Genomic DNA, 18386 nt, shown 5'->3' with positions numbered 1-18386 from the left:
GGGGGTAAATGTATGTCAATAGATTTAAGTGCGTTAAATTATCTTGCTATTCTTATAGGTGGAATCTTGTATATGTTTTATGGGGCAATCTATTATTCCATATTAGTAGGGAAGGAAAATCAAAGCAAAGGTGCATTAAAATATGTGTTTTCAGTAATCGTTGCCTTTATTAGTTCCATTTTTATTGCAATACTCGTTCAAGCGACTAGTTCAAATAGTTTGTTAGAAGGTGCTGCAGTAGGAGGTATTATTGGCATTCTTATTTCAATTGTTTATATGAAAAATACATTATTTGGACTCGTAAATAAGAGAAATTGTTTAATTGCGATTGGTGACCATTTGATCATTTTTACCTTACTAGGAGCACTCCACGGTCTTTTTGTCTAATCGTCTCACTTATATAGATTGAATCGAGTAAAAAGAAGGATGTCTCATACATATGGGGATCCATTTTTTATCCCTCATTTAGAGGTGTTACAGTGAGCCGTATCATAAGTAAATGCGGTTTTTTCAGAGGAAAAAATAAAGTGCCAGTCCTGTAGGGCTGGCACGGTTTTAGTTTAAAGGACATTTCTTGACATATCTCAGGGAGTGACGATGAATTTTTTTATAATTCTATATTCTAGTGGCCACGTTTCTCTAGATTTTTAGCAGTTTTACTTTGGTCAACATCCTTTTGGTTTTTAAAGGTACCCATTAGAAAATCATAGGCTGGGTTCGTAACACCATACCAGTAATTTTCATTTTTGAAATGATGCCATAAATGAACCTTTTTCATCCAACGCCCCCATGGAGATATCGGCTGAAGGGGGCGATGGGCGATATAATGCTTCCACTCATAAAATAATAAAAAAGATATGACCCCTGCAATAAATGCGTTTGTTATGACAAAGCTAGATGAAACAAAGTAAAAAATAATTCCTACAACCGCAATGTTTGGCACACTATACCATAATGGTAAAAATAATAAATGTAATTCATTCGGATTTGCATGGTGGTCATAATGTAAACGTTTCAGTATTTTTAACAGAAATGCATTCTTTGGTGGCTTCAGATGAAAAACAAATCTGTGTATCAAATACTCCGCTAAGGAATACATAATCATTCCCAAAATAAAGGCACCCAAAATTATGATTGAGGTGAAATTTAGAATCATATATCCAAAGCTAATGAGGAACAGACAGCTCATGATTAATATATCAGGATAAGAAAAATATTCTTTAAAATATTTCAATTTCATTTACCATACCTCCAGCATTCTTCATTTTTTTCTATCTTTCCAGAGAGCCAAGCTTTTCTCCATTGTTGTCTTAGAAAACCTTTCCGCTTCCATTGCATCTCCCTTTAATGCAGCTTTTAATAGGTCGTTATAATAATTGAAGGACAACTCTCGATGTTCCTTTACAGAAAAATAGATTTTCGCCATATCTAAATAAATGGAATCGAAGCTATTTAAGATGAGTAGATAGATTGGATTGACGGCAAGGGCAGCACATCTTTTTTGCAAATCCCAATCAAATGCTGCATAGCTTTCTGCACGATCTTCAAGCTGCTCTAGATTGGCAAGAAGCGCAACGACTTTAGGCTGATTAAACGTAACCGCATCACGAATATAAGTGGGTGTCAAAGAACTTCTTAATTCTAATAAATACATGATAAATTCATCTGTTATCGTTTGGTGATTCTCAATAATATTAACAAGTGTCGTAATATTCCCATCGCGCCAGTAATCATTCACAACCGCGGGCATTCCTGTTCTCCCCTCTATCCATCCTCCCCTTTCTAAACGTTGAAGTGCCTCCCGAATCGTTGGACGGCCAACACCAAATTCCTTTGCAAGCTCCCTTTCAGGCGGCAACGTACTTCCTACAGAGTAAATACCATCCAATATTGCTTTAATTAATGTGCTTTCAATTTTATCTGAAGACCGTTCCTTTTCCTTCAAATCCTCTTCCCCTTTGTTTTTTGGTAATACAATTTAAATACAGTGGTAATACCAAAAATTATATATTAAGTTCGAATTTTCTGTCAATAAAAGGGGTGAATTTTTTTAAATAGAATGATCAAACAAGTACAACATATGTGGTTTATGAAAAAAAGGCTTTACCTACAAAAATAAATTCATAGGTAAAGCCTTATTTAGATTAAATTTAAGAAGTTCCCATCACTTTCCCCCCTTGAGGTTGGGTGTTATTTGGATTTGGTTCTAAAGTAATCCCAATATCATTGAAGGTTTGATCTTTCGGTAGCCGGTACGTAATGAAGCCGTTACCGTTTTCATCGGGCTTTAAAATACCAGCATTATGCCGATCCCCATCTTTTAACAGCCATACTTGATATACTTCATCTCTTTTAGTTCCTGGCATATTGTTTAACTCAATAATTAGATTGTTATGATTGCCGTTTTCAAGAAGATAGGCCATTCCGTTTGCAGATGAAGCTATATTCTGTCCTTTTAAAGTAAAGGTTTTGACGATTTGAGAAGGAGTATGAACTTCGCTTTCTACTGCTGTAATAAAATCGTTTAATTGAATGTTTTTCCAATACAATCCAAACATACCTAATATTAAAATGATGGTTGTTACTGCAGATAAGGGTGAGAATTGATTCCGCAATTGTAACTTCAAACGTTGAAAAATGGTTTGTTTTTTATCGATTGCTGCGGGTGCTTTTAAAGGTACATCGTCAAAGATAAAATTCATGACCTCTGTTTTAAGTGTTTCTGGGACTTCCGCTCCTTCCATATCATATGAAAGCATCTGCCATGTTTCTTGCAAGGAGTTTAATTCATTTTGGCATGATCTACACGTTTTAAGATGCTGTTCATAATGTTTTCTTTCTTGTTTAGAAAGTTCGTCTATCATATATAAAGTCAGGTTTTCGCATTTATTTTCCACGCCTAACACCTCCAGTTCCTTCACTCATATATTCCCTAAGTTTCTTTAAGGTTTGATGTAGCCGGCTTTTAATTGTACCAATGGGTTTTTTTTCAAGCTCAGCAATTTCACTTAAAGAATAGCCTTCCCAGTATAATAGATTGATAAGGCGTTGCTGTGATTCGGATAGATGGCATTTAGCTTCATGAATTTGCTGTTTTGAAATATTTTTTGAAACTTGTTGGAAGATGCCTTCTGACTGATGATCCTCCATTTGTCTCCATTGTTGGAACTCTAACTGGATGGTTCCATTATGTTTTTGTTCTTTACGAATTAAATCAATGGAAATATTTCTAGTAATCGTGATAAGCCAATTCGGAAATGCCCCTTTTGCTTGGCTATAAGTTCTATTTGTTGTCCAAAGTCGGAGAAAAACTTGTTGAACAATTTCTTTTGTTTTCTCTGTGTCGCCCTTTGTCATTTTCATAGAGAAACTGTAAACGAGCTTTATATAGCGATCATACAGTTCTTCCAGAGCTGGACGATGTTTTTGGACAATTAACTCAATTAATTCCTCGTCCGTTTTAGATTTCACTCTCTGATTCTCTCCCTTTGTAAGAATATTTAGTTTTATTATAAACCATATACTGTATATAAAAATATAATGGAGAGAAAAAAGAACTGCCAATTTCAGCAGTTCCTTCAGGTTATCCTTATTTAAATACTGTGTCGCTGTTTACAATAAACCAAACACCCTTGACGCCTTGACCTTTAACATCCCCGGATGCAGTGTCATTGGCAAAATAGTAAAGCGGATAGCCTTTATAGGTTGTTTGCTTTTCTCCAGTGTCTTCGCGAGTAATCGTGCCGAAGTCCTCTTTGTTGAATCCTTTAGGAACCTCTACATTTTCTGCAAAGAAAGATGGCCAGTTTTTCAAGCAATCCCCACTGCAGTTCGTTTTATTAGGCTCATCCTTAGTAAAGTAATAAAGAGCCATTCCATTAGCATCAGCCAAGTATTGACCTACTGTTTCATTCTCCATCATCTTAAGTGCGGATTTCGCTTCGTCTTTATTGTTTTCGACTTTTGCTGTCTCATTTGCTTGTTCCTTTGTATTCTGATCCTCGCTGTTTGTTCCAGCGCTACACCCCGCAAGAAGTAGGAACGCTAAAAGTAAAGTAGTGTAAAAATAACCATTCTTTTTCATGTTAATTCCCTCCTATTTTTTCAATTCGATAAAGGAAACGAAGAAAAATTAAAAACGGTTCGAAAGAAAAAATAATTTTTTTAAATTTTTAAATCTTAACGGTGAACCGTATGATAAGTAAGTGCGGCTCTATTAAAAGAACCACCTAGAACGTTGATATGACAACGATTTAGGTGGTTTTGTTATTTTTAGAACTTTTTTTTAGGGGCTGTTTAAAGGTAAGATGCATACTTATTGATATCGTTTGGTTAATTTATCTTTATGGCTTAACATTATTTCAGTTAAATCAATTTCGTACTTATCAGCTAAAATAAATAAATTATCAAGAACATCGCCTAGTTCTTCTTTTAAATTCTCAATTTGGTTTTCTTTAGGTAGAGTTTCTTCATCCGGACGATCACGCCCAATTTCAATTGTTCGAATGGCTTTTGAAACTTCCCCAACCTCTTCTGTTAAAAAATTTACACGAATAAAGGCGTTTAAGTCATACCAGCCACGTTTTTTATAAAATTCTGTTATCCACTTTTGGTATTCAAAAATATTCAATGAAAATCACTCCTTATACTTCTATAATGATAGCATAAAGGAGGAATAGAATTTGAATATTTCAGTTTATTGTGGTGCAAGTCTAGGTAACAATGATTTATACGAAGAGGCAGCAAAATCACTTGGAAAGTGGATTGCCGAAAATGGTCATACTTTAGTATACGGCGGAGGAAAGGCTGGTCTAATGGGTGTGATTGCAGATGAAGTTTTATTACATAATGGTAAAGTAATCGGCATTATTCCAACATTTTTAGTTGACCGAGAGCTAAGTCATCCTAATTTAACTCGTTTAGAAGTTGTTCACTCCATGTCTGAACGTAAAAACAAGATGATTGAATTAGGGAACTGCTATATTGCACTGCCTGGAGGACCTGGAACTCTAGAAGAAATCTCTGAGGTAATTTCATGGGCAAGAATAGGACAACACCAAAATCCATGTATTTTATTCAATGTAGGTGGCTACTATGATAAATTAAAAGATTTTTATGATGATATGGTAACAAACGGCTTTTTAACTGAAGCAGATAAAAAAGCAATGCTGTTTTCCAACTCTTTCACCGAGATCGAACAATATATTGCAAATTATATACCACCAATGGTACGAACATATTAATTTTTAGAGAACAGCCTCTATAGATTGGTTAACAGGGACATTAAAATAAAGTATCGAGCTTCCTCAATGGATTTTCCATTGAGGGAGCTGTTGATGTTAATTTATACTTAAGGATAAAATAGCTTTTTCTGAAGAGTATCTATTGCACGCTCAATATCTTCTAAATCTTCTTTCGAAGCATTTTGTATTCGCATTAAAAAATGTGACTCTATGCTTGCAAAAGCTTCGTTCATTATAGCTTCCCCTTCATGTGAGAGACGAATATATTGTTTTCGTCGATCTTTGCTATCATTTATCTTTTCAATTAATTTTTTCTTATTTAACTTGCTAAGCTCACGACTTGTGTTTGGCATAGACATATTCTGACAATCGTTAATTTCACTTGGAGTAACAGGTTGACTAACTGCAATATATTCAAGAATGTTATATTGAACTTGCGAGATTGAATCTGGTTTCGCATTTTTGGTTAGTTCATGTGTTACACGATGAACAGAAGTCGTAAATGACACAAGTTTATCAAAAAGAGTATTTTTGTTCATTTCTCTCACCTCTTATAGCCAAGGTAACAAAAATGCTATCAAAATACAATTATCAATTGATAACCAAAATAAAAGGTGCTACTATTTAGTTATCAAATGATAAATAAGAGGTGCGTTATGAAGATGCTAATAGTTTTTACATATCCTAATCATAGTAGTTTGAACGATGCATTTTTACAAAAAGTGATGAGAGGAAGTAATGAAAACCCTAAGATAAAGGAAATACAGGTCTTAGATTTATATGAAGAAGGATTTAATCCACTTCTAGTGTTTAATGAGCAAAAACGAAGACGTGATATGCATACTGATCCTAGTATTGAAAAATATAGAGAACAAATTACTTGGGCTGATATGATTGTTTTTATCTATCCTATTTGGTGGGGAAGACCTCCCGCGATGCTTTTGGGATATATAGATCGTTTATTTGCTTCAAATTTTGCTTATAAAGATAAGAAGGGCCTTTTTCCGGAAGGATTGCTGAAGGGAAAGTCCGTTATATGTATTTCTACAATGAAGGGTCCTACTCACTATCCATTTCTTTGGTTGAACAATGCACATAAAATTCTAATGAAAAGAGCATTATTTAATTTTGTGGGCATTAAGAAAGTGAAGTTTTTTGAATTTGGAAATATGGAAAGTCCTAAGGGAAAGCAAACGAAAAAACTTGAAAAGATTTATAATTATTTTAAAAGAATAGACCAGTAGGATAACTCGATACCTCATTTAGATAAGTCATGGTGAACCTTTTCATAAGTAAGTGAAGTTTTTAATAGATTTTATTTTACTTCGTTCCATAATTTCACTGTTTCTTCCTAATAGAACAAAACTCCTGAAAATCTAAAGACAAATATCAAAAACACCGTTTTTCCGTTGAGGAAAATGGTGTTTTTTTAGTATAATGAAAATTGATTTTCATTCTGAGGGTGCTTTCAGAGGGCACGGTCTGAGCCTGTAATCTAGAGAATTGTGCTGTTCTCTCAGAAGTAGCTCATCCTCCTCCGTCAATTTACAAATTATCAGATTTTTATTATAGTTGTTCGCCGATTTTTTTAAATTTATCGGTTATAACATGTATAGAGAAAACAGAGTGGTAAAAGTCAGAGAAATGTTTTACGGAAATTTAAAAAGGAGTACTTATAATAAACCCTTTTGTCTTTAAAAAGGTACTCCATTTTTGTTTCCAAATTTGTGTTCCTATGGTGAACAGGAGATTTTATTAAATAAAGGAAGTGAATTTATGAATTGGTTTGACAGTATTCTAGGTGAAATAAATACAATTTTATATTCGTATGTATTAATTGTATTGTTAGTTGGAACAGGTGTGTTTTTTACTGTTAAAACGAAGTTTATTCAATTTAGATTAATCCCAGAAATGTTTAAACTTATTACAGAAGCAGCGCCAAAAGATAAGTCAGGGAAAAAGGGTATATCTTCTTTCCAGGCCTTTACAATATCCGCCGCTTCACGTATTGGAACTGGTAATATTGCTGGGGTTGCGACGGCAATTGCTCTTGGAGGTCCTGGTGCTGTATTTTGGATGTGGATGATTGCGCTAATTGGGAGTGCGTCTGCACTGATTGAAAGTACATTAGCACAAGTATATAAAGTTAAAGATCAACGTACTGGATTGTTTCGTGGTGGTCCTGCCTATTATATGGAAAAGGGCTTAAATAAAAGGTGGATGGGTATTCTTTTTGCTGTAGTTATTACAGTTACTTACGGTTTTATTTTTAATGCAGTACAAGCCAATACGATTTCAATAGCCTTTGAAGAGAGTTTTGGTGCTAATCGTGTTATTGTAGGTTTAATAATGGCTGCTTTTACAGGAATCATTGTTTTTGGTGGGTTAAAGCGAATTGTAAGCTTCACTCAAATAGTTGTTCCGGTTATGGCAATTTTATATATTATCATTGCACTTTTTGTTGTAATCATCAATATTTCAGAACTTCCAAATGTGTTTGCCCTGATCATTAAATCTGCCTTTGGATTGGAAGAAGCCTTTGCGGGAATGTTAGGGGCAGCAATTATGAATGGGATTAAACGTGGTCTATTCTCCAACGAAGCAGGGATGGGTTCTGCACCTAATGCAGCAGCAACAGCAGCTGTTTCACACCCAGTAAAGCAAGGCTTGATTCAAGCACTTGGTGTATTTATTGATACTTTATTAGTTTGTACTGCAACTGCTGCAATCGTATTATTGGGTGATGCATATCTTCAATCTGATGCTACTTCCGTAAATTTAACTCAAGCTTCCTTAGTTGAAAACCTAGGTGATTGGGCAGGTAGCTTTTTAGCAATAATTGTATTTATGTTTGCCTTTAGCACGGTTATTGGTAACTACTACTATGGTGAATCGAATATTGGATTTATTAAAGATTCAAAAAATGGATTATTTGTATTCCGTATATTTGTCGTACTCTTTGTCATGTTTGGTTCGGTTGCAAAAGTACAAGTTGTATGGGATTTAGCGGATCTATTTATGGGCATTATGGCAATCATAAACTTAATCGCTATTCTGTTACTTTGGAAAGTAGCAAAACCAGTAATTAATGATTATTTAAACCAACGTAAACAAGGTAAAGATCCAGTGTTCTATACGAAAAATGTACCTGAAATTGGAGAAGTTGAATGTTGGAGAGAAGATGAAGAAATAGAAGAACAAAGTTAAATTTTATTATAAAAGGAGTGACCAACTTTTTGGGCACTCCCCTATTGGAATGGCTGAAAAAAAAAGGGACCAAATCTGGTTCCTTTTTTTTATTTAAGATTCAAATCACCTTTTTGTACATTTATAGCAATCCTAAGGATAGGATGGTAATAGATATGTTAGTTTAATATTGTTACCTTTAATTGTTTTACTCCAAAATTGATTGCATCCTGTTGAGAAGGAATAAAGACATCGATTCGATTTCCTTTAATGGCTCCGCCAGTATCCCCTGCGATTGCTTCGCCATAGCCTTCTACATAAACTTTACTACCAAGTGGAATAACAGTTGGGTCAACTGAGATGACCTTTGCATTCGGGTTTGTTTTAAGGTTAATTCCAGTAGCGGTAATACCTGAACATCCCTCACATGAAGCCGTGTAGGCTGAAGCTTCTACTATAATTTCCTTTGAAGCCGTATTACTTGATGATGGAGCAGTTACTTCAGATGTACTATCCATTGAAGCTGTATTACTTGTTGATGGAGCGGTTGCTTCAGGTTTACTATCCTTTGAATCTGTATTATTTGTTGATGGAGCGGTTGCTTCAGGTTTACTATCCTTTGAATCCGTATTACTTGTTGATGGAGCGGTTGCTTCAGGTTTACTATCCTTTGAATCTGTATTATTTGTTGATGGAGCGGTTGCTTCAGGTTTACTATCCTTTGAATCCGTATTACTTGTTGATGGAGCGGTTGCTTCAGGTTTACTATCCTTTGAATCTGTATTATTTGTTGATGGAGTTGTAGTTTCCTTTGATTCATGTGCTTCAGGCATTATTGGTTTTTCAGTTACAACCGTATTACTAGTTTTCAAACCATCAAAGATGATTAGATTTAAACCTGGATGAATGATATCAGTATGTAATTGGTTCCATTCTTTAATTTGCGAAACTGTTACTTGATGATCTAGAGCTATGTCCCATAATGTATCACCTTGCTTTACGGTATATTGTTTTTGCTGTGCAATGGTTAAGACATCCCCGGGGTGAATAAGGTCGGTAGTAAGATGATTCAACCTTTGAATATTTTCTACAGACGTATCATTTGCACGTGATATATCCCAAAGTGTATCCCCTTTTTGTACGGTAATCGTTGCAGCTTGAACATTAGCACCTAAAGTTACCGAAAGCATTGCAACTGGTACAATTGATATAATTTTTTTAAGCATTTAATTTTCCTCCATGTTCTTGGTTGCTAATTTTTATTAATCGTAACATAGATTTTTCTGAGAAAAAGAACAAGGAGGTGTTAATTTGTTTACGTCCATGGCATTTATATTGCAATAATATTGCTAATATTAAACGATAATATCTCGTAAGAAATTTATTACAAAACAATAGATTGGTTAAGGGTTAAATGTAATAATGTATATAAAAAAATTTGATAAATGAGGGATAATCATGTCAGTTTTGAACCTGTTAGCTTCTCAACTAAGTCGAAATGATGAAGTGCCAAATATTGAGCTGGCACATAAATTAGCCAATGAAGAAAATTATGAGGGCATCGAAGAAATAATTAAAAACCTAACTTGCAAAGATAAAAAGATTCAATACGATTGTATTAAAGTAGCGTACGAAATTGGGCAAGTTAAACCAGAACTCATAAATAAGTACGTCCTGACTTTTATAGAATTGCTAAAAAGCCGTAATAATCGTTTGGTCTGGGGCGGAATGACAGCATTAGCTACGATTGCCGAGGGAGCATCAGAAACCATTATGGCTCATCTTGATATATTAAAAAGTGCAATGAAAGTTGGTTCTGTTATTACAATTGATAAAGGTGTGCTAACTCTTGCGAAGCTAGCAGCTGTCAGTAAGGAAAACAATGATGTGATTTTTCCAATATTACTCCATCACCTTGAGAATTGCAGACCAAAGGAAATTCCTCAGCACTCGGAAAGTACGCTTTTAGCCGTAACAGATGAAAATAAAGAGGAATTATTGAATGTGTTACGAAAAAGAGAAGAATACCTAACAGCACCACAATTAAAAAGAGTCAAAAAGATTTATAAAACACTAGAAGCTTAATAAAAGTTATTTTTGAGGTTTAGAGAAAATAGTAAAGCACCAGTCCTTTATTGGATTGGTGCTGTTTAAAATAAGGCTTACCCTAATATCTCTAGAATCCCTTGGCTCATTTGATTGATTTGTGCCATCATGGATTGAGTTGATTGTAATAATACTTGGTCTTTTTGTAATTTAGAAACTTCTTTAGCCATATCGGTATCACGTAATTGTGATTCGGCCTTTGTTAAATTTTCTGCCGCATTTTGAACATTGTTGTATGCATGTTCAAAACGATTTTGATATGTCCCTATAGTTGACCTTGCACTTGATACTTTCTTAATCGCATTATCAATAATCGTAATAGCTGCATTTGCATTCACTTGCGTATCAACAGGTAGCGGATCGATTTTTAGTTTCTGCACAGTTACATTGGGAATGGATACTCTAACCGTTTGTCCGGCATTACTTCCTACTTGCATATCCAAATGTAAGAACAAGTCTTCTTCCTCCTGTACTTCCCCATAAACACTCAGATCAAATACCCCACTGCCATTACTTGGCCAATTCCCATTAGCGTTTCCGGGTCTATTATCATAAATAAATATTTTTCCACCATCAGCTGCTAACTGTGAATAATGATTTACAAAACTTGTTGCACTACCTGGAATAGACGGATTACCGGGATCATAAACAAATCCTGCCTGACCATAAGCTGTCTCAATAATTTTGTTTACTAAATCCGTTCCGTTCGTAATAGAACTGATATCCACTTCCATCACGGGATTAAAATCATTTAATCTTGATGCATCCGGATTACCATTTACAAATTTTATACTATAAGCTTTTGTACAAGTACAACAAGTGTAATTAACCCCTTTTCCAGCTAAATTAGCTACGTCACTTGCTGAGGTAATATTACTAAAGTCAATGACAGCACTAGCGTAATCCTTTCCCCCGAATGTATATTTATCCGTTATGCCACCACTAGTTGTAATTTCTTTAACATCTTGAGCTAAAGAACCAGACGGTATTTGATTACCATCTTTATTAGACATTCCAGCGAGTAAAGCCATCCCATTAAATTCAGTATTAGTAGCAATATCGCTTATGCCTTTTATTATTTGATCTACTTCTTTTTGTATTAAAAGTCTATCTTCATCAGTTAAAGTATCATTGGAAGCTTGTACCGCAAGTTCTCTAAGCCTTTGTAAATTAGGGTCTACGATATTACCTAATCCACCTTCAGCTGTTTGAATAAGTGAAATCCCATCTTGAATATTTTCTCCAGCCTGATTTAGCCCACGAATTTGTGCTCTCATCTTTTCTGAAATACTTAATCCAGCAGCATCATCTGCAGCTTGGTTAATTTGGAAGCCTGAAGAAAGTTTGTTTAACGTTTTATTTAATTCAGTATTTGTGTGATTGTATCGGTTTTGTGTGAATAAACCTTGATTATATTGAATTCTCATTTTCTAGCTCCCGAAATATATTGTGTATTAAAATAGTACTATTAAATACCAATTTAGTCCATTTATTAGTGAGTATTTTAATGTTAGTGGTACGGGATTAAATGCAAAGTGGAGATAGAAATACCAACCATTGATTAGAGAAATTAGGTTACTTTTATGATGGATGCTAAAGGAATTACTTTTGTAGACAGAGAAATATGTAAGAGGAGATTTGAAGATAAGTATACCGAGTGGATTAGATATAAATATAAGGACACTATTGCATAAAACTGTTAAAGTAACTCAATAAAAAAATATAGTTTAAAGAAGTATCAACGATTAAACGTCCTTGATACTTCTTTTTTTAATTTTTTATATAGAAGAGATTACTGTATATCATTAACTATGGCATAGAAAGGTTTTTGTTCTTCTGGAGATACCATAGGAAGCATGCCAAACGTTTGTTGATTCCCTTTTATACTGATTTCTTTTGTTTTTGGTCCAAAAGATAACTAAAGAAAGTTAGTAGACTTGCACAGACTGCAACTATTCCCCCTACCCATGTTACATTCATTAAATTCCCTTGATGGTATACAATTCCGCCTAATGCAGAACCAAAAGCGATACCTACATTGCTTGCCACTGGCATAAGTGATGCAGCAAGTCCCGTTGCTTTGGGCTGATAAATTCCTGCGAGGTCTATTAAATAAAGCTGAGTAGATGTTGTTAAGAGAATGGCCATTAACGACATTAAGCCAATGTTTACAAGTCCTAAAATAAAATGATTTGTCGTCCAAAATAAAGTTGTTAGCACAATTGCCTGAACGAGAAAAACAAATCGAAGGCGACCGATTGCATTGTGGCTAGCAATCTTGCCGGCGAGAATGTTACTGAAAATCGAGATAAATCCGTAACCAAACAAGATTAAACTAATCGAGTTTTCTGGTGCGCCCATTCCGTTCAAGATAGGAACTAGGTACGTAAAGACAGTATAAGTTGCTCCGAATCCGAGAGCAGGAATGAAAAAAGCCATCAAAATTCTTGGGTTGGTCAATAAAGAAAACTGATCCAGTATCGAACTGCGAACTTGGCTAAGTTTATCTGGCAAGACTGAAAAAGATGCCAAAAACGCCAAACAACCTAAGAAAGTAGTTAAAATGAAAGTGGCATTCCAGCCGTACCTTTCAGCGATGACAATACCAAGAGGCACTCCAACGACATTTGCAAGTGTGAATCCACCAAAAACGAATGATATTGCAATTCCGCGTTTTTCAATCGGCATCGTTTCACTTGCAACAATCATAGCTAGGGAGATTAATACGCCTGTTACAATTGCCGTCAAAATCCGAAGTGCAAGGAACATGATGTAGCTCGTGGAAATTACGCACAAAGCATTCAGGGCAATGAAAGTTCCTATTAAAAACAACATCCATTTACGCTTTGGAAAATGACTTGTTGCTGACATCACTAATGGTGTGGCAATGGCAAACGTGATTGCAAACGCAGAAACGAGTGTACCTGCTTTTGCATTTGTTATCTGAAAGCTTGAAGAAATATCTGTTAAGATTCCGACAATAACAAATTCGCTTGTTCCTAGAACAAATGTTAATAAAGTAAGTGTTAAGATGAGCAACCAATGTTGCTTCGATAATTTTGTAGAGTGCATAAAAACCTCTTTTCTTAGATGAATGTAAATGTGTCATATAGTAGATGCACAACCTTAATATCATAACATAAAATATTTTTGCAAGAAAAAGCCTTTCTTATTCAATTAGCGGATAAAGGACTATCAGAGTCGACAAGGCTGCAGAGTTAGGAGAATACTATATAAGAACGATTTTTCTCTTGATTCCCTATTTCATCTAATTTATATGGGATATTGGGTTGTTGAAGATTGTCATTACCTTATGATTTTCTTACTTCTAGTTTAAACAAAAATGGGCAGCCCCCAAAAGTCAGTCCAATGACTTTTGGGGGCTACCACTTCGATTAACTCTAAAAATTATTTACTTAGTGCCTTAAATAAAATGATTACGAATATGGATATGGATATATAGGTAATTGAGGGATCTCACTCTATTTCATATCGCTGGGTGCTATCAGAGAATCATTCCATTGATATACTCCCCAAACCTACCTCATTCGCTCATAAAAATGTCCTCTAATGAAGGATGATTGGTCTGAATTCCAAATACATCGGCGCCGCTACTGCATAAGAGATGAATGATTGCAGCAATATCAGATTCATCTCGGACTTCAGCCGTGAGATGATGCTGACTCCAGCTTTTCATAGTGGTCCACGTTTGAATTTCTTCCCGAGCCCTGCGATAGGATTCATTACTTTTAGGGAGTAACTTAATGGTAACTTCGATACTGGACTGAAATTGTTTTTGCAATTGTTCGATCGTTCCTAAACCAGAAATAATCCCTTTCTTCATAATGGCAACACGGTTACACAGTTTCTCTACTTCATTTAGGTTATGGGAGGTCATAAATACTGTTTTCTTTTGGCTAGCTAACCCACGAATGAATTGTTGTATTTCCAGTGCGGATTCTGGGTCCATTCCAGAGGTAGGTTCGTCCAAAAAGATTAGCTTTGGGTTTCCAATAACGGCTTGGGCTATACCCAGCTTTTTCTTCATTCCGAATGAATATTTTTTGGTTTTGACATGTACAGCATCCTTTAATCCAACCTGCTCTAACAGATCCAGGCATTGCTGACGAGTGACGTTATGCTTTTGTAGAGCGGCAAAAAAACGAAGATGTTCAAGAGCCGTATCGTTCGAGTAAAATTCAGTATAATCTGGTAGAACTCCGACGTTATGTTTGACTTGATCTAACTGCTTGTCCGGAACACCTAGTATATGAAATTGCCCACTAGATGGGAGAACAATTCCAGTAAGCATATTGATAAATGTTGTTTTCCCTGCCCCATTTCTTCCAAGGAAACCGAAAATTTCTCCCTCGTTTACCTTTAAATTAATTCCACGGACAACTTCGTGATTTTGATAAGACTTCTTTAAGTTATTCGTTTCGATGACGACCATTATAAATCCCTCCTGTTCAAGTTAATGATTGAAAATCCAACCATAACCGCAGCTAACAGCAATACTATGATCCAGCCCCATTTTCCACCTTCGAGCATATAGTGATAGGGTGTGATATATTTAAAAATTTTGAGCCACAGCTTGTCTGAGAACAAGCTCCATATACCAAGCGTAGGAATCGCAATACTTACGAGTAATCCAGCAAACATTGACATGGATCTTTTAGGAATAAGGCAAGACATCAGCACGCACAAGGAGACAATGTAAGCTAACATAACGAACAAGTTGCCGAACATCTTTCCATAAAATTGATGGGAAAAGAAAGCGATGATACTGAAAGATGCAAATAAGCAAACAAACCAGTATGAAAATATACCAAGCAGCTTTCCAAAAATAATAGCTGATCGAGATGTCTTCGTAACCAGGAAACGGATAGTTCTGCTTTCTGTCTCACGGTTGATAGTGTCATGAAATAGAGAAAAAATAAACAGAAACCCCATAATATAAATAAGAAAGACAAGCCCACTTACATAACCAGCATCCGCAAGCTGAAGTCCCGTAATGGAACTGGCTTTGGATACAAAATCAGATAAGTAATACGATACAGCAATGAAAATCGCAATCGTAATGAGCGAAAATACACTGCGAAACGATTGGATAAACTCTTTTTTCCAAATAGCAATCATTCAATTTACCTCCAGTTTCAATCTAATTGTTTCTTACATAATTTTTACCTACTCGTCGAGTATAAACATTGAATCTAACGGAAACGAAAACAGTCGATTACATTTCAATAAACTTTTGAGTTTCAAGTTTATGTTCTGTTTATTTGAATGAAGTATTTTCGTGGTACAATTAGGGCCATAATTTATGATGGAAGGGGCGGATTTGAACATGAACATGCACGAAGCTACAATTTTACTGGTTGATGATGAACCGGCCATTTTACATATGCTACAAATCGTTTTAAATAAAGAAGGATTTCGGCAAATTGATAGTGTGGGCACTGCTAGCCAAGCGCTAGAATATTGCCGAAGAAAAAGGTATGACATGATTCTACTAGATGTAATGCTTCCAGATAAAAGCGGTTTTGAGATTTGTCCTTTTCTAAGGGAAACGACAGATGCTCCTATTTTATTTATTACCGCAAAAAATTCTGATTTGGAGAAGTTAACAGGGTTTGCTATGGGTGGGGATGATTATATTACGAAACCATTCAATCCGCTGGAAGTAGTGGCTAGGATGAAGGCTCAGTTGCGTCGTGTAAAACGGTATGATGAAGATAGAATCAAACATGCAACTTCGGATTCTATTGTTTATGATTATGGTCGATTTCAGATAGATGAACGTGCTGGTGAGTTGACGGTGGAAGGTAAAACCGTTGCGTGTCCAGCTCAAGTGTTTCAACTTTTGCTATTTTTTTGTAAGCATCCGAATCAAATTTTCACGAAAAGTCAGTTGTATGAAGCTGTATGGGGAGAGAATAGTATAGGTGATGACAATACTGTCACAGTACACATCGGACGTATCAGGGATCGAATTGAGAATGATTCGAAGACACCCGAATACTTGTTGACGGTACGCGGTCTCGGTTACAAATTGATCCGAAAAGAGGACAAATTATGAATCGGATAAACAGTCGACTTACCCTTACGTTTATCATGCAAATTTTCTTTGTTATGGTAGCGTTAATTGTGGGGACGCTCGTTTTTTTAGTATATGTTGGGCTGCGAATGGAGGATGAACCGGAAACGCGTCATTTGTCTAGCGATAGCAATAGCTCACTCTGGCAAACATTTTCGATTGAGGAAGGCGATGTGTTATTGGATTCGAAATGGCTTTCTATATTAGAGAAACAAGGGAAATGGTTGCAGGTGTTGGACTCTCATGGTAGAGTGTTGGCTTCCTCGCAGTTACCCTCCGATGTGCCTTCACAATACGAGATCGGAGCATTGCTTGCTTATTGGGAGAAGAGTATGCCTTTTCCTTATGAAATTGCATTAAGCCGTGAAGAGAAAGATGGACAATCGTATTTTGTTGTTGTCGGTCAAAAAAGCGAAGCCAGGCATCTTTTTGAGAGGCTGATTAAGGAATGGAATGGCCTAGATTTGTCTCAGCAAGGAGCGAATTTACTAGAAGAGAGCCATGGATCATTACAAATATTTGATGTTAATGGACAAAGAGTACAGCAATACGGGTATGGGAAGGCGGTAAATACCGAGCTAGTACTGGACGATTTGTTAGGGAGTAAAGCAGATGAACTCAGGGAAAATGGAAAGGAGTACGTCTACTATGATCCAACGAAACGGCAAACCTGGGTTGTTGAAGTGGATTCAGCTTCTGAAGATAAACAAGGGGTTGGCGATAAACTTCCACAGTATATGACGAAAGCAATTTCTCTATATAGTATTGCTCTATTATTGTTCATAGTCCTAGCATCCTTATGGTATGGCAAACGATTTGGACGACCTTTTCTCTATATAATTAATTTCATTCAACAATTAGCAGAAGGTAACTATAGAGATATGCAAGACACTAAGGGGCGAAGCTATATATTAGATCGTCGAGGCAAACTAAAGCGTTCCTATCGGTTATTCCAAGAAGTTAATGATTCCTTACAAGGTTTAAAACAAGAGCTGCAAGAAAATGAACAGCTGCGAAAACATATTGAACAAACAAGAGAAGAGTGGATCGTCGGAGTTTCTCATGATCTGAAAACACCCTTATCCTCTATTAAGGGCTATGCTCATTTACTTGAATCCGCCCCTTACCAATGGTCACAAGAAGAATTCCAGATGATAGGCAAGACGCTTCGAGAGAAATCGACTTTTATGTCTGAACTAATCGACGATTTAAGCATTACTTACCGATTGAAAAACAATGCGCTACCATTAGAACGGAAACCTCAGGAAGTAAACGAAACGATTCGCAGATCCGTCATCCATTTTATGAACGATCCTCAGTTTACAACATACGAAATTTCATTCCATGCTTCTGAAAAAACGATTATGTATCCTATTGATACGAAATGGTTTACCCGGATAATTGACAATATGATCTCAAATGCAATTAAACATAATCCGCCACACACCCAAATTGATATTATCGTAAAAACGGAAAGTGAACACGGCTTTTCGGTAACGATACGTGATCATGGATATGGGATGGACCAAGCAACGTTGGACAATTTGTTCGAGAGATACTATCGTGGAACCAATTCTGAAGAGAACACAAGCGGTTCGGGCCTAGGGATGAGTATCGCCAAGCAATTAACTGTTGCACATGAAGGCGAAATTTCCGTCATCAGCAAACAAGGATACGGAACAGAAATAATATTGTACTTTGGGCACTTGTGAAACACGGATATGATTTCTAAAAAACAGGCTAGGTAAAAGTTC

Annotated in this window: 19 protein-coding genes; 7 read left to right on the top strand and 12 right to left on the bottom strand. The window is 35.9% G+C overall.

Going from position 1 to position 18386, the window contains the following annotated elements; all coding sequences use genetic code 11:
- Window positions 1-12 precede the first annotated feature (12 nt).
- Entirely contained in the window at window positions 13-387 is a 375-nt protein-coding gene (locus tag O7776_RS02060; RefSeq protein ID WP_274308998.1) for a DUF1761 domain-containing protein, read from the top strand.
- 235 nt (window positions 388-622) lie between these two features.
- Here O7776_RS02060 and O7776_RS02055 read toward each other — a convergent pair whose 3' ends face one another.
- The 6 genes from O7776_RS02055 to O7776_RS02030 all read right to left on the bottom strand — a co-directional run bounded on the left by O7776_RS02055 (window position 623) and on the right by O7776_RS02030 (window position 4630).
- Window positions 623-1240: a sterol desaturase family protein gene (locus O7776_RS02055; protein WP_274308997.1), complete on the bottom strand. Its 618-nt coding sequence runs from the start codon at window positions 1238-1240 to the stop codon at window positions 623-625.
- Window positions 1241-1261: 21 nt separating this feature from the next.
- Window positions 1262-1945, bottom strand: coding sequence for a GntR family transcriptional regulator (locus tag O7776_RS02050; protein ID WP_274308996.1), 684 nt, complete (start codon window positions 1943-1945; stop codon window positions 1262-1264).
- 205 nt (window positions 1946-2150) lie between these two features.
- Complete coding sequence (locus O7776_RS02045; RefSeq protein ID WP_274308995.1) at window positions 2151-2897, bottom strand: anti-sigma factor; 747 nt, start codon at window positions 2895-2897, stop codon at window positions 2151-2153.
- Window positions 2887-3471: an RNA polymerase sigma factor gene (locus O7776_RS02040; RefSeq protein ID WP_274308994.1), complete on the bottom strand. Its 585-nt coding sequence runs from the start codon at window positions 3469-3471 to the stop codon at window positions 2887-2889. The genes O7776_RS02045 and O7776_RS02040 overlap by 11 nt, the downstream gene beginning before the upstream one ends.
- A 118-nt stretch (window positions 3472-3589) precedes the next feature.
- Window positions 3590-4084: a COG4315 family predicted lipoprotein gene (locus O7776_RS02035; RefSeq protein WP_274308993.1), complete on the bottom strand. Its 495-nt coding sequence runs from the start codon at window positions 4082-4084 to the stop codon at window positions 3590-3592.
- 231 nt (window positions 4085-4315) lie between these two features.
- The gene (locus O7776_RS02030) at window positions 4316-4630 is read right to left on the bottom strand and encodes a MazG-like family protein (RefSeq protein ID WP_274308992.1); all 315 of its coding nucleotides are present in this window, start codon (window positions 4628-4630) and stop codon (window positions 4316-4318) included.
- Between the two features lie 52 nt (window positions 4631-4682).
- On the opposite strand from O7776_RS02030, the gene O7776_RS02025 reads away from it, so the two are divergent.
- Window positions 4683-5243 (top strand): LOG family protein, encoded by a 561-nt coding sequence (locus O7776_RS02025; protein WP_241367465.1) that lies wholly within the window; start codon window positions 4683-4685, stop codon window positions 5241-5243.
- A gap of 107 nt (window positions 5244-5350) precedes the next feature.
- Here the strand turns inward: O7776_RS02025 and O7776_RS02020 are convergent, their stop codons facing one another.
- A complete protein-coding gene (locus O7776_RS02020; protein ID WP_274308991.1) occupies window positions 5351-5782 on the bottom strand; it encodes a MarR family winged helix-turn-helix transcriptional regulator in 432 nt (143 codons plus the stop codon).
- 117 nt (window positions 5783-5899) lie between these two features.
- On the opposite strand from O7776_RS02020, the gene O7776_RS02015 reads away from it, so the two are divergent.
- Both O7776_RS02015 and O7776_RS02010 read left to right on the top strand, forming a co-directional pair.
- On the top strand, window positions 5900-6487 hold the full coding sequence (locus tag O7776_RS02015; RefSeq protein ID WP_274308990.1) for an NAD(P)H-dependent oxidoreductase: 588 nt from the start codon (window positions 5900-5902) through the stop codon (window positions 6485-6487).
- A 532-nt stretch (window positions 6488-7019) separates the two neighbouring features.
- Window positions 7020-8450: an alanine/glycine:cation symporter family protein gene (locus O7776_RS02010; RefSeq protein ID WP_274308989.1), complete on the top strand. Its 1431-nt coding sequence runs from the start codon at window positions 7020-7022 to the stop codon at window positions 8448-8450.
- Between the two features lie 158 nt (window positions 8451-8608).
- Here the strand turns inward: O7776_RS02010 and O7776_RS02005 are convergent, their stop codons facing one another.
- Window positions 8609-9655: a LysM peptidoglycan-binding and 3D domain-containing protein gene (locus O7776_RS02005; protein WP_274308988.1), complete on the bottom strand. Its 1047-nt coding sequence runs from the start codon at window positions 9653-9655 to the stop codon at window positions 8609-8611.
- A 232-nt stretch (window positions 9656-9887) separates the two neighbouring features.
- Here O7776_RS02005 and O7776_RS02000 point away from each other — a divergent pair, with 232 nt between their 5' ends.
- Window positions 9888-10514, top strand: a complete 627-nt coding sequence (locus tag O7776_RS02000) for a hypothetical protein (RefSeq protein WP_274308987.1) — start codon at window positions 9888-9890, stop codon at window positions 10512-10514.
- Between the two features lie 77 nt (window positions 10515-10591).
- On the opposite strand, the gene O7776_RS01995 is transcribed toward O7776_RS02000, so the two are convergent.
- The 4 genes from O7776_RS01995 to O7776_RS01980 form a co-directional block, all read right to left on the bottom strand.
- Window positions 10592-11962 (bottom strand): flagellin, encoded by a 1371-nt coding sequence (locus tag O7776_RS01995; protein WP_274308986.1) that lies wholly within the window; start codon window positions 11960-11962, stop codon window positions 10592-10594.
- A 454-nt stretch (window positions 11963-12416) separates the two neighbouring features.
- Window positions 12417-13607, bottom strand: a complete 1191-nt coding sequence (locus O7776_RS01990; protein ID WP_274308985.1) for an MFS transporter — start codon at window positions 13605-13607, stop codon at window positions 12417-12419.
- A gap of 472 nt (window positions 13608-14079) precedes the next feature.
- On the bottom strand, window positions 14080-14988 hold the full coding sequence (locus O7776_RS01985; protein WP_274308984.1) for an ABC transporter ATP-binding protein: 909 nt from the start codon (window positions 14986-14988) through the stop codon (window positions 14080-14082).
- Window positions 14988-15674, bottom strand: coding sequence for an ABC transporter permease (locus O7776_RS01980; protein ID WP_274308983.1), 687 nt, complete (start codon window positions 15672-15674; stop codon window positions 14988-14990). The genes O7776_RS01985 and O7776_RS01980 overlap by 1 nt, the downstream gene beginning before the upstream one ends.
- A gap of 214 nt (window positions 15675-15888) precedes the next feature.
- Between O7776_RS01980 and O7776_RS01975 the strand changes: the two genes are divergently transcribed.
- A complete protein-coding gene (locus O7776_RS01975; protein WP_274310430.1) occupies window positions 15889-16614 on the top strand; it encodes a response regulator transcription factor in 726 nt (241 codons plus the stop codon).
- A gap of 107 nt (window positions 16615-16721) precedes the next feature.
- Window positions 16722-18344 (top strand): sensor histidine kinase, encoded by a 1623-nt coding sequence (locus O7776_RS01970; protein WP_274308982.1) that lies wholly within the window; start codon window positions 16722-16724, stop codon window positions 18342-18344.
- The last annotated feature ends 42 nt before the right edge of the window (window positions 18345-18386 follow it).

Source organism: Solibacillus daqui, from assembly GCF_028747805.1.
GTDB lineage: Bacteria > Bacillota > Bacilli > Bacillales_A > Planococcaceae > Solibacillus > Solibacillus daqui.
The sequence above is the reverse complement of the archived record's forward strand: the minus strand, read 5'-3'. Positions and strand labels throughout refer to the sequence as shown.

Excerpts from the sequence above, each read along its gene's own strand:
- O7776_RS02060 (WP_274308998.1), top strand. The coding sequence starts at position 13 with ATGTCAATAGATTTAAGTGCGTTAAATTATCTTGCTATTCTTATAGGT.
- O7776_RS02055 (WP_274308997.1), bottom strand. The coding sequence starts at position 1,240 with ATGAAATTGAAATATTTTAAAGAATATTTTTCTTATCCTGATATATTA.
- O7776_RS02035 (WP_274308993.1), bottom strand. The coding sequence starts at position 4,084 with ATGAAAAAGAATGGTTATTTTTACACTACTTTACTTTTAGCGTTCCTA.
- O7776_RS02020 (WP_274308991.1), bottom strand. The coding sequence starts at position 5,782 with ATGAACAAAAATACTCTTTTTGATAAACTTGTGTCATTTACGACTTCT.
- O7776_RS02015 (WP_274308990.1), top strand. The coding sequence starts at position 5,900 with ATGAAGATGCTAATAGTTTTTACATATCCTAATCATAGTAGTTTGAAC.
- O7776_RS02010 (WP_274308989.1), top strand. The coding sequence starts at position 7,020 with ATGAATTGGTTTGACAGTATTCTAGGTGAAATAAATACAATTTTATAT.
- O7776_RS02005 (WP_274308988.1), bottom strand. The coding sequence starts at position 9,655 with ATGCTTAAAAAAATTATATCAATTGTACCAGTTGCAATGCTTTCGGTA.
- O7776_RS02000 (WP_274308987.1), top strand. The coding sequence starts at position 9,888 with ATGTCAGTTTTGAACCTGTTAGCTTCTCAACTAAGTCGAAATGATGAA.
- O7776_RS01995 (WP_274308986.1), bottom strand. The coding sequence starts at position 11,962 with ATGAGAATTCAATATAATCAAGGTTTATTCACACAAAACCGATACAAT.
- O7776_RS01990 (WP_274308985.1), bottom strand. The coding sequence starts at position 13,607 with ATGCACTCTACAAAATTATCGAAGCAACATTGGTTGCTCATCTTAACA.
- O7776_RS01985 (WP_274308984.1), bottom strand. The coding sequence starts at position 14,988 with ATGGTCGTCATCGAAACGAATAACTTAAAGAAGTCTTATCAAAATCAC.
- O7776_RS01980 (WP_274308983.1), bottom strand. The coding sequence starts at position 15,674 with ATGATTGCTATTTGGAAAAAAGAGTTTATCCAATCGTTTCGCAGTGTA.
- O7776_RS01975 (WP_274310430.1), top strand. The coding sequence starts at position 15,889 with ATGCACGAAGCTACAATTTTACTGGTTGATGATGAACCGGCCATTTTA.
- O7776_RS01970 (WP_274308982.1), top strand. The coding sequence starts at position 16,722 with ATGGAGGATGAACCGGAAACGCGTCATTTGTCTAGCGATAGCAATAGC.